This is a genomic window from Pseudomonas sp. DNDY-54, from assembly GCF_019880365.1.
Classification (GTDB): domain Bacteria; phylum Pseudomonadota; class Gammaproteobacteria; order Pseudomonadales; family Pseudomonadaceae; genus Stutzerimonas; species Stutzerimonas stutzeri_P.
Genome location: NZ_CP082271.1, coordinates 1,306,253 through 1,317,393, shown reverse-complemented (window position 1 = coordinate 1,317,393; position 11,141 = coordinate 1,306,253). Strand labels below are relative to the sequence as shown.

The window sequence follows — 11,141 nt, the reverse complement described above, 5'->3', positions numbered from 1 at the left end:
GGGAGACGTGTATGCCTTTCGAACCGGACGATTACCTGTCGCGACATTTCAAGACCAGTGGCATCGAACTGTCGAAGAAAATTGATGAGCTGGTGGCACTGGCCGTCCCACCGGCTAGCCAGAATCTACCGTTGTACAGGGAAATGCTAGTCACCGTGCTGCGCATGGCACAAGCCGACCGAAGCCGCTGGGACGCGAAGATTTTGCTCCAGACGATGCGTGAGATGGAGCACGCCTTCAGTCGACTCGACCAATTCAAGCGTCGCCGCAAGGTCACTGTCTTCGGATCTGCCAGAACTCCGATCGAGCACCCGCTTTACGCGCTTGCGCGTGAACTCGGCGAAACACTTGCCCGTTATGACCTGATGGTTATTACCGGTGCTGGCGGCGGCATCATGGCCGCCGCGCACGAAGGCGCCGGCACCGACAACAGCCTCGGGCTGAACATCACCCTGCCCTTCGAGCAACACGCCAACCCCACGGTGGACGGGACCGACCACCTGTTGTCTTTTCACTTCTTCTTTGTCCGCAAGCTCTTCTTCATTAAGGAAGCCGACGCACTGGTGCTTTGCCCCGGTGGTTTTGGCACCTTGGATGAGACGCTAGAAGTACTGACGCTGATACAGACAGGTAAGAGCCCACTGGTGCCAGTCGTGCTGCTGGACGAACCCAACGGCTCGTTCTGGAAAGATGCGCTGAGTTTTATGCGTCATCAGCTGGAGGGGAACCGCTATATTCTGCCGACTGACATGCGCCTCATGCGACTGGTTGACAATGCTGAGGACGCGGCTGCCGAAATAGACAATTTCTACAGCAACTTCCATTCAAGTCGCTGGCTAAAGGATCGCTTCGTCATGCGCATGAACCACAACCTGACAGAGGATGCTCTGGCTTACCTGAATGACGAGTTTCGCGATCTTTGCGTGACAGGTGGTTTCGAACAACAAGCCTGCTGCGAAATGGAGCTGGACGAGCCAGAACTGCAGTCGCTACCTCGGCTCAGCTTCGTTTTTAACGGACGTGATCATGGGCGTCTGCGCGAGCTGACCGACTTCGTCAACGCCAAATGCAACTGGCGACCCTAACCCAAAGAGGTCAAATCGCACGTCAGTTTGAACAGCGCATTATTTGACCGCGATTGCTAATCCAACGAGTTACCTCGTAATAGCCTTCCGATCATTTCCAGTGAATAGCCACGGTAACTTAGAAAACGGCCCTGACGGGCTTTTTCTCGCTGGTCGCCTGGCAGTTCTCCGAATTTTCGCTGCCATACCTCGTAGAGCTGCGCGTTCCAATCAAAGCCGCTGTCGCGCAACGCTTGCTCAATGACTTCCCGGGCGAGCCCTCGCTGAGCCAGCTCCTCGCGAATTCGCAACGGGCCGTACCCCGCGTTGGCACGCATCCGCACGAAGCTTTCGAGGTAGCGCGCTTCACTTAGAAGCCCTTCCTCAGCGAGCCGATCCAATGCCGGCTCTATGAGGTCAGTAGGGGCACCGCGCAAGCGCAGTTTGCGGCTCAGTTCGACGCGACCATGCTCGCGGCGGGCGAGAAGGTCCATGGCTGCCCGCCGTACCGCGGCGGGACTATCGAGCACCACCGGCATGCCGATTAGAGATCGGCTTCGGCCATGTCTTCAGTAACGGGATTAGCCTTGGTATTCGGCGCAACAACCAGCAGCTTGTCGCGGATCTGCTGCTCGATTTCACGACCGATTTCCGGGTTCTCTTCCAGGTACTTGGCCGCGTTGGCCTTGCCCTGACCGATCTTGTTGCCTTTGTAGGCGTACCAGGCACCGGACTTCTCAACCAGGCCTTGCTGCACACCAAGATCAATGACTTCGCCGTTACGGTAGATGCCTTTGCCGTACAGAATCTGGAATTCAGCCTGACGGAACGGCGGCGCCACCTTGTTCTTAACGACTTTGACGCGGGTTTCACTACCGACCACTTCGTCGCCTTCTTTCACCGCACCGGTACGACGAATGTCGAGGCGGACCGACGCGTAGAACTTCAGCGCGTTACCGCCAGTGGTGGTTTCCGGGCTACCGAACATCACGCCGATCTTCATACGGATCTGGTTAATGAAGATCACCAGGCAGTTGGCGTTCTTGATGTTACCGGTGATCTTGCGCAACGCCTGAGACATCAGGCGAGCCTGCAAGCCAACGTGGGTATCACCCATCTCGCCTTCGATTTCGGCCTTGGGAACCAGCGCAGCCACGGAGTCAACGATGATCACGTCAACGGCGTTGGAGCGCACCAGCATGTCGGTGATTTCAAGTGCCTGCTCACCCGTGTCCGGTTGAGAAACCAATAGATCATCGACGTTAACGCCGAGCTTGCCCGCATAATCCGGGTCCAACGCATGCTCGGCATCGACGAAGGCGCAGGTGGCGCCCATCTTCTGTGCTTCTGCAATGACCGACAGGGTCAAGGTTGTTTTACCTGAAGACTCAGGACCGTAAATCTCGACGATCCGGCCTTTCGGTAAACCGCCGATACCCAGCGCGATATCCAAGCCTAACGAGCCGGTGGAAATGGAGGGAATTGCCTGGCGATCGTGATCGCCCATGCGCATGACCGCGCCTTTACCGAACTGCTTTTCGATCTGGCCCAAGGCGGCAGCCAAGGCGCGCTTCTTGTTCTCGTCCATTACAATCCTCACTTGATCAAGAGGGCCAGAGGCCACGACAACTGTATAAGTAGACAGTATTAGAGCATAGGCAAAATGAAGCGCCTAGCCCTCAAGCGGATTTTCTCCCGCGACCAGCCGGATCAATCCGACAAGCGCGGCCTCCACACTCTGCTCGCGTACGGCCTGACGATCACCGTCGAACTGAAAGCGCCGTGTGATGACGTGTTCGCCCGCCGCCCAGGCCAACCATACGGTACCAACCGGCTTCTCTGGCGATCCCCCGCCAGGCCCCGCGACGCCGCTGACAGCGACACCATAATGCGCCCCGCTGGCCCGTTGAGCGCCACGCACCATGGCGCCAACCACTTCGCGACTGACGGCACCGACCTCACCGAACAAATCGACCGGGACCTTGAGCACATGAGTTTTCTGTTCGTTGGAATAGGTCACGAAACCCACTTCGAACCAAGCAGAACTGCCAGCGACACGAGTGATGGCTTCAGCGATTCCTCCCCCAGTGCAGGACTCGGCAGTAGTCACGTGCGCGGACTGCGCTTGCAGCGCGATACCCAGCCGCATGGCCAGATCGGTCAAGGCCGACATGAGACGCTCCAGAAACGACGATCGAAGGCATACCTTAGCAGGCGTTTCCTCTAACGGCGCGAGCCAGGCAGGATCGAAATACCATTAGCCCAGCGGGCGATCAGCTCACAGCCGCTCGATGTGTGAGTGTGATATTCACAACAGCCTCAATGGACGATAAGGCACCGTTTGCGCAAAGCGCTGCTCGCTGGCAGAAACCGGCGCCCCAGTTCGGATCAGCCAGTGAGAGCCCCAACGCTATGGATCTTGCGCAGGGCTTCGACGCGAGATCTCGCCCGTAGATCGGGGCATCGACGGGCCGACGGCTCATGCTAACCTTGCGGGTTTGATCCACCCGGCTGGACCAGCATTCCAGTCGACGCTTGCAAGCGCCGTTGAACACGCCAGGCAGCGCCGCAACCCCTGCATTCATTCAAGTATCGAGCTATATGTCGTCACAAGACCTGTCCCATCACACGCCCATGATGCAGCAGTACTGGAAGCTCAAGCGCGAGCATCCCGACCAACTGATGTTCTATCGCATGGGCGACTTTTACGAGCTGTTCTACGACGACGCGAAGAAGGCTGCCAAGCTGCTGGACATCACCCTGACCGCCCGCGGTCAGTCCGGTGGCAACGCAATCCCCATGGCGGGCATCCCGTTCCACTCGGCGGAGGGATACCTGAGCCGGTTGGTCAAGCTGGGCGAGTCGGTGGTCATCTGCGAGCAGATCGGTGATCCCGCTACGAGCAAGGGCCCGGTGGAACGCCAGGTGGTGCGCATCATTACGCCTGGCACGGTCAGCGACGAAGCGCTGCTCGATGAACACCGCGATAACCTGCTGGCCGCCGTGGTGGGCGATGAAAAGCTGTTCGGACTCTCGGTGCTGGACATCACCAGTGGCCGGTTCAGCGTGCAAGAGTTCGGCGGTTGGGAAACTCTGCTGGCCGAAGTCGAACGACTCAACCCGGCTGAACTGATGATCCCCGACGACTGGCCCGCCGGTCTCCCGCTAGCAAAACGCCGCGGCGTGCGTCGGCGTGCACCCTGGGATTTCGACCGCGACAGCGCGTTCAAAGGGCTTTGCCAGCAGTTCGGCACGCAGGATCTCAAAGGCTTCGGCTGCGAGAAACTGACCCTGGCCGTAGGCGCCGCCGGTTGCTTGCTGACCTATGCCAAGGAAACCCAGCGCACTGCCCTGCACCACCTTCGCAGCCTGCGCCATGAGCGCCTGGACGACACCGTCATTCTCGACGGTGCGACCCGACGTAACCTGGAACTGGACATCAACCTTGGCGGCGGGCGGGACAATACGCTGCAGTCGGTAGTCGACCGCTGCCAGACGGCCATGGGCAGCCGCCTGCTCAGCCGCTGGCTCAACCGCCCGCTGCGCGATCGCGGTGTGCTTGAGGCACGTCAGGACTCGATCACCTGCCTGCTTGAGCATTACCGCTTCGAGCAGATCCAGCCCCAGCTCAAAGAAATCGGCGACCTCGAACGCATTCTTGCGCGGATCGGCTTGCGCAACGCTCGGCCCCGCGACCTGGCGCGCTTGCGCGATGCGCTCGCCGCGCTGCCGCAGCTGCAGAACGCCATGCAGGAACTGGTGGCCCCGCATCTCACCGCCCTGGCCGTCACCATCCGCACCTACCCGGAGCTCGCGGCGCTACTGGCTAAAGCCATTATCGACAACCCACCGGCCGTGATCCGCGAGGGCGGCGTACTGAAAACCGGCTACGACGCCGAGCTGGACGAACTTCAGTCGCTGTCCGAAAACGCCGGCCAGTATCTGATGGACCTGGAGACCCGCGAGAAAGCCCGTACGGGGCTGGCCAACCTCAAGGTTGGCTACAACCGCGTCCATGGCTATTTCATCGAACTGCCGAGCAAGCAGGCCGAGTCAGCCCCGGCCGACTACATTCGCCGGCAGACGCTCAAAGGCGCCGAGCGATTCATCACCCCTGAACTCAAGGAGTTCGAAGACAAAGCGCTGTCAGCCAAGAGCCGTGCCCTGGCCCGTGAAAAGCAGCTCTACGAGGAATTGTTGGAGCGACTCATCGATCATCTCGCCCCGCTTCAGGACAGCGCCGCGGCGTTGGCTGAGCTGGACGTGCTGAGCAACCTCGCCGAACGGGCGCTGACACTGGATCTCAACCGACCGCGATTCGTCGAACATCCCTGCATGCAGATTGAGCAAGGCCGCCACCCGGTGGTCGAGCAGGTGCTGCAGACACCCTTCGTGGCTAACGATCTCAGCCTTGATGACGACACCCGCATGCTGGTCATAACGGGTCCGAATATGGGCGGTAAGTCGACGTACATGCGACAGACAGCATTGATCGTACTGCTCGCGCAGATCGGGAGCTTCGTACCAGCCAAAGCGTGCGAGCTATCGCTAGTGGACCGTATTTTCACCCGCATCGGCTCGTCGGATGACCTGGCCGGCGGTCGCTCGACCTTTATGGTCGAGATGAGCGAGACCGCCAACATCCTGCATAACGCCAGCGACCGCAGCCTGGTGTTGATGGACGAGGTCGGGCGCGGTACCAGTACCTTTGACGGCTTATCGCTGGCCTGGTCGGCGGCCGAGCATCTGGCCAAGCTGCGAGCGTTTACCCTGTTTGCGACACACTACTTTGAGCTAACGGTGCTGCCGGAGAGCGAACCGGTCGTGGCCAACGTTCACCTCTCGGCCACTGAGCACAACGAGCGTATCGTCTTCCTGCATCATGTCCTGCCGGGTCCGGCCAGCCAAAGCTACGGCTTGGCGGTCGCACAGCTCGCAGGCGTGCCCGGAGAAGTGATCCAGCGCGCACGCGACCATCTGTCGCGGCTGGAAACCACCAGCTTGGCACGCGAAGCGCCGAAAATAGCAGCCGGTCAAGCGGCGCCGCCTATGCAGAACGACCTGTTCGCAAGCCTGCCGCATCCGGTGATCGAAGAATTGGGACGGATAAATCCCGATGATATGACCCCGCGCCAAGCGCTGGACCTGCTATACAACCTGAAAGCGCGTGTCTGACGGCTGCGAAAAAGCTGCTAGAATCGCGCGCATTTTTTGGATATGCGCGGCATTTGCCTGGTGCCGCCATAGTCCTGCCGAACGGTGGCGTCATTGCAACGCCACCTGACACGCCCGAGGAGATAGCTAGAAATGACCTTCGTCGTCACCGACAACTGCATCAAGTGCAAATACACCGACTGTGTCGAAGTCTGTCCGGTGGACTGCTTCTACGAAGGCCCGAATTTTCTGGTCATCCACCCGGACGAGTGCATTGACTGCGCACTCTGCGAGCCGGAGTGCCCAGCTCAGGCGATCTTCTCCGAAGACGAGGTGCCAGACGATCAGCAGGAGTACATCGAGCTGAACGCGGATCTGGCAGAGGTCTGGCCAAATATCACAGAAAAGAAAGATTCCCTGCCTGACGCAGAAGAATGGGATGGGGTGAAGGACAAGCTGCAATATTTGGAGCGCTAGTCGGTCCGACGAGAGTGCCGGCAGATGCGGGCACTCAATAAGGCGATGTACGTTCAGTAGCGGGGCGTAGCGACTTCTGGAGTCCCATCGACGCTCGATTCGAGTTGGACTGACTCACAAGACCAAACCCCGCGAAACGAAAAATGCCCGCATATGCGGGCATTTTTTATAGTGCTGCCAAGTCAGGCGCGGTCTACGCCCTTCTTGATCGTGTCCTTGGCCTCACCTTTTACCTGTTGCGCTTCGCCTTTGACTTCCTGGCCTTTGCCTTCATTCTTCATGCGCTCGTTGTCGGTGGCCTCACCCAGCCCCTGCTTCGCCTTACCGGCGGCTTCATTGAGGTTGCCTTTCATCTTGTCTTCTGTACTGCTCATGGCATGTTCCTCTTTCTTCATGGGTTACATTTAGTTGACCCGACCCGTTGAGCGATAGTTTCGTTTCCCCGAGTAACGGTACCCGTCCACTAGCGGAGCAGCGGCTCGCTCAACTGTTGCGCGCTCGTACCAGTAGATTGAACAGAGGCCGACCCGCCAAGTGCAAAAAGAGCGGTGCGCCGGCGATCAGATAGAAGTAATAGGTCACGAAGCGCCAAATAAGAATGGCAGCCGCGGCTGTCGATTTACCCACCAGTGGCGTGAGCAAGGCAGCCGAAGCCAGTTCAGCGCTCCCGGCCCCGCCCGGCAACAGGCTCAACTGCCCCGCAGTCAGCGACAGTAATTGGACAATGAAGGTCCAGGCCCAGGCGAGCTGGCTACCGAGCCCCTGGAGCGTGAGGTAGAGCACGCTATAACGCAGAAGCCAGTGAAACGTGGTCAGAACGAACACGCCGAGCAAGATAGCCCTCGGCAACCTGAAGCATTCGAGCAGCGCGTTACGGAAACTCAATACCTTTCGGGCCCAATAACGCTTACGCGCCGACTTCATGCCAAGCCGACCAACCAACCAACCGTTGAGCAGGAAAACCTGGCGATGGAAGCGCCCAAGCAATGCCAACAGCACCATCAGCCCGATCAATAACGCCGCACTGAAGCCCAGCAGGCTGGCGATATAGGCGTTCAGCGAATGGGTTACGGCATAGATCAGCACCCCTACCAATGCGCATGCGAAGAACAGCAGATCAGCCAGTTGCTCGACGGCATACGTCGCTGTGCCTTTGGCAGGCGCGACGCCTTGCCTGCGCAACAGCGCCATCATGGTCAGCGGGCCGCCGGCGCCACCTGGCGTAGCGCAAATGGCGAATTCGGTCGCGATAACGACCCCCAGCGCGCGACGCTGCCCCAGCCGTCTTCTGCCAACCAACAGACGTAGACGCCATGCGTTGAGGTACCACCCGAGCACAATCATGCCGAGCATGCCGAGGAGTAACCACAGCGGAAAGCGCACCAACCGTTCTAACAGCCCACTCCCGCCCAACAGCCAAGGAATCAGTACGGCGACCAACAGCGCGCCCAACAGCAACCACCAGCGGCCATTCATGCCGCTGCGCTCGAGCGCGGCGCCTGGTGCTTCAGCCAATCGAATTTGGTCACTGGACGTCGCCCGTCTTGCAGCAGGCGAGTCAGCACGTTCAGCCAGTATTGACGAGCGAACTCGTGACGCATGTCGACGGGGTGCAGCCCCAGGCGCAGTACGGGCGCGTGCAGGTGGCGATTAAGCATCCGCTCGCTGAGCACCCGGGACATACCGCGGCGCCAGGCGCTACGAGCGCTCCAGACCAGCCCGGGGGCATCGATGCGGGTGTAATCAGGGAGCAGGTAGAAATGTCCGGGGTCGCTGGTGTAGGTCAGATCGGTTTTCGCCAGTGCCCGACGGGCGCCCGGCCCAAGCAACCAGGCGGGCGCGACGAAACCGTGCAGCGGCCACTGCAGGCGCGCGAACAGCTCGATCCCCCGCTGCAAACGCTTCTCGGATTCCGCCTCGCTCAGCGGATAGAACTCACCTTCATGCGTAAAGACGCGGCGCATGAACCAGTCCCGTGGCGAACGCGGTCCTGGCGCGTCATCAGCGTGGTAGTAACCGTGCAGCACGAGCTCGTCCCCGCGCGCCAGTCGCCCGTCGAGCATGCGGCAGAATTCGGGGTGCCCCTCAAGCGGATTGCGTCGGTGAAAATCGGGTACGACCAGCCAGGAAATCGGTATACCACCCAGCGCGTCGACGGCTTGCACAAACGGCTGATAGTCCGCCCAGGTTTCAGGTGCCACGTCGTGCAACACCAGCATCACGTTGCGTTCAGCCATGTACGGCGACCGGCAGATCGGCTGTACCCAACACGGCGTGATAATGCGCGAGAAGGCCTGCAACCACTGCATCCCAGGCGTGATGGGCCTCGACATGCTGACGCGCTTGGGCGCCCAGCACGCGCGGATCGTCTTCAAACAGCTCGCGCACGGTCTGGGCCATCGCCTGCGCATCAAGCGGACGGCATAAACGACCGGTGTGAAACGGCACCAGTTCCGGCAATGCGCCGGCCCGGGTGGCGATGACAGGGATGCCACTCGCCATCGCTTCCAGCGCAACCAGGCCAAAGGTTTCTTGATTGCCGGCATGCAACAAGACATCGCAGCTGGCCATGTAGCGCGCCACGTCGGCGGCGGGGCAGAAGCGATTGATCACCGACACGTTGGCCGGCACTCGGTGGGGCATGCCCGACCCGACCAGCAGCAGGTGATAAGGCTTGCCGAGAAAGCGAGCGGTCTCCAGTAGAACATCGATGTTTTTTTCTCTTGAGCCGCGACCGGCGAAGATCATCAGCTTCGCATCGTCTTCCAGGCTCAGCTCCCGCCTGATCTCGGGATCACGCCGATCCGGGCGAAACGTTTCGAGATCGACGCCTAGCGGCTGCACAAAAACGTTATCGACCCCCAGATTCGATAGTTTTTCCGCCATCACACGGCTCGGCGCCAGCACTCGGTCAAAGCTGCCGTACAGCCGCGAGACGTAGCCATTCATGTTGGTGCCCAGCCAGCCACCGATTCGGTTGCTGACCAGCAGCGGCAGGTCGGAGTGATAGAAACCGATTACTGGCACATCGAGGCGGCGCCCTGCATCAAGCGCAGCCCATGCGGTCATGTACGGATCACCCACTTCGATGACGTCCGGACGCAGCGTTCGCAGTTGGTTGCGCCAGGGTGCGCGTCGTACGGGGAAGCGGTACCCCTTGCCGAAAGGCAAGGCTGGTGCCGGGATTTGATAAATGCCGGCGTCATGGCTGTAACGTTCACCCGGTACCAGGATACTGTGGCGAACCCCCGGATACCGTTGGAGCCGGCGGTGTTTGGCCTCGAGATAAGTACGCACACCGCCGCTGGCAGGCGCGTAGAACATGGTCATGTCGGCTATATGCAAGATGAAGCGTCTCCGTAAGATCTCGATGCAGAGGCTTCGGAGGACGAACACTGGCGGGATTGAAATCAGCCAGACCCAGCCGAGCCAAAGCCGGGTCTCGCCCCGAAAGATTCTGCAATGAAATCAATGGACCACTGACCTAGACGGTTGTTCGCAGCGGTCCTCGGCTTTGGCGACTACCCAGGTCGGTTAGCCGTCGATGCGCTTATCGCCCTCATCCTTCCCTTCGACAGAGGCATGCTCGATCACCGCATTCATCTCAGCGCCAAATAGCAACACCGCGGCAGAAATATAGAAGTAGAGCAGCAACACAATGACCGCCCCGATGCTGCCGTAGGTGGCGTCATAGTTGCCGAAGTTCTGCACATAGATACCGAAGCCCACAGACGCCGCGATCCAGACAACCACGGCTAACACCGATCCCGGCGTGATGAAACGAAACTCTTGCTCAACGTCCGGCATGACGTAATACAGCAACGCCAACACCAGCATCATGAGGATGACGATCACCGGCCAGCGCAGCCAGGTCCACAGGATTACCACGATCTCCTTCAGCCCCACCTGCGCAGCGAGCCACTCCATCACCTGCGGCCCGGTGACCATCAAACCCGCCGCTGCTAAGAGGATGAATGCGAGGCCAATCGTGTAGGCAACCGCCAGCAGCATCAGCTTCCAAGTCGGTCGGCCCTCTTTGACGTCGTACGCCTTATTCATGGCATTCATGAGCGACCGAATACCTACCGATGCCGACCACAGCGCCACAAGGATACCCACTGATAACAAACCGCTTTTCTGCTCCTGCATCTGGTCGATCACCGGATTCACAAGATCCAATGCGTCAGGCGGCAGTACCAGCGACACCTGTTCACGTAACCAGGTAAAAAAATTCTGCAGATCGAGCATGCCGAGCATGGCAATCAAAAACAGCAGAAAAGGGAAAAGCGAGAAAATCCCCCGATAGGCTAATGCCGAGGCATAGGTCGTCATGTCGTCATTGCTGAACTCTTTAAATGTGCGCTTCAGCAACTCGAAACTGCTGATGCCCCGCGTGTCCAGCAAAGCCATTACGTTATCCCCCAAAAGAAGCTGCCGCCGTTAAAA

General features: G+C 59.5%; 11 protein-coding genes. 3 read left to right on the top strand and 8 right to left on the bottom strand.

The window, feature by feature from the left end; translation table 11 throughout:
* Positions 1-11: 11 nt before the first annotated feature.
* The gene (locus tag K4O48_RS06160) at positions 12-1,085 is read left to right on the top strand and encodes an LOG family protein (protein ID WP_222911181.1); all 1,074 of its coding nucleotides are present in this window, start codon (positions 12-14) and stop codon (positions 1,083-1,085) included.
* Positions 1,086-1,141: 56 nt separating this feature from the next.
* Here the strand turns inward: K4O48_RS06160 and recX are convergent, their stop codons facing one another.
* The 3 genes from recX to K4O48_RS06145 all read right to left on the bottom strand — a co-directional run bounded on the left by recX (position 1,142) and on the right by K4O48_RS06145 (position 3,237).
* A complete protein-coding gene (recX, locus tag K4O48_RS06155; RefSeq protein ID WP_222911180.1) occupies positions 1,142-1,603 on the bottom strand; it encodes a recombination regulator RecX in 462 nt (153 codons plus the stop codon).
* Between the two features lie 5 nt (positions 1,604-1,608).
* Positions 1,609-2,652 (bottom strand): recombinase RecA, encoded by a 1,044-nt coding sequence (gene recA / locus K4O48_RS06150; protein WP_222911179.1) that lies wholly within the window; start codon positions 2,650-2,652, stop codon positions 1,609-1,611.
* 84 nt (positions 2,653-2,736) lie between these two features.
* Positions 2,737-3,237, bottom strand: coding sequence for a CinA family protein (locus K4O48_RS06145; RefSeq protein ID WP_222911178.1), 501 nt, complete (start codon positions 3,235-3,237; stop codon positions 2,737-2,739).
* A 428-nt stretch (positions 3,238-3,665) separates the two neighbouring features.
* Between K4O48_RS06145 and mutS the strand changes: the two genes are divergently transcribed.
* Together mutS and fdxA are read left to right on the top strand one after the other, a co-directional pair.
* Positions 3,666-6,239 carry a DNA mismatch repair protein MutS gene (gene mutS / locus K4O48_RS06140; protein ID WP_222911177.1) on the top strand — a complete coding sequence of 858 codons (2,574 nt, stop codon included), beginning with the start codon at positions 3,666-3,668 and terminating at the stop codon, positions 6,237-6,239.
* A gap of 132 nt (positions 6,240-6,371) precedes the next feature.
* Positions 6,372-6,695: a ferredoxin FdxA gene (gene fdxA, locus K4O48_RS06135; RefSeq protein WP_181083598.1), complete on the top strand. Its 324-nt coding sequence runs from the start codon at positions 6,372-6,374 to the stop codon at positions 6,693-6,695.
* 182 nt (positions 6,696-6,877) lie between these two features.
* Here fdxA and K4O48_RS06130 read toward each other — a convergent pair whose 3' ends face one another.
* The 5 genes from K4O48_RS06130 to K4O48_RS06110 all read right to left on the bottom strand — a co-directional run bounded on the left by K4O48_RS06130 (position 6,878) and on the right by K4O48_RS06110 (position 11,105).
* Positions 6,878-7,069, bottom strand: a complete 192-nt coding sequence (locus tag K4O48_RS06130; protein ID WP_222911176.1) for a CsbD family protein — start codon at positions 7,067-7,069, stop codon at positions 6,878-6,880.
* A gap of 109 nt (positions 7,070-7,178) precedes the next feature.
* A complete protein-coding gene (locus K4O48_RS06125; protein ID WP_222912005.1) occupies positions 7,179-8,171 on the bottom strand; it encodes a YbhN family protein in 993 nt (330 codons plus the stop codon).
* Complete coding sequence (locus K4O48_RS06120) at positions 8,168-8,932, bottom strand: DUF2334 domain-containing protein (protein WP_222911175.1); 765 nt, start codon at positions 8,930-8,932, stop codon at positions 8,168-8,170. The genes K4O48_RS06125 and K4O48_RS06120 overlap by 4 nt, the downstream gene beginning before the upstream one ends.
* Positions 8,925-10,040: a glycosyltransferase family 4 protein gene (locus K4O48_RS06115; protein WP_222911174.1), complete on the bottom strand. Its 1,116-nt coding sequence runs from the start codon at positions 10,038-10,040 to the stop codon at positions 8,925-8,927. The genes K4O48_RS06120 and K4O48_RS06115 overlap by 8 nt, the downstream gene beginning before the upstream one ends.
* A 189-nt stretch (positions 10,041-10,229) precedes the next feature.
* On the bottom strand, positions 10,230-11,105 hold the full coding sequence (locus K4O48_RS06110; protein WP_222911173.1) for a YihY/virulence factor BrkB family protein: 876 nt from the start codon (positions 11,103-11,105) through the stop codon (positions 10,230-10,232).
* Positions 11,106-11,141 lie beyond the last annotated feature (36 nt).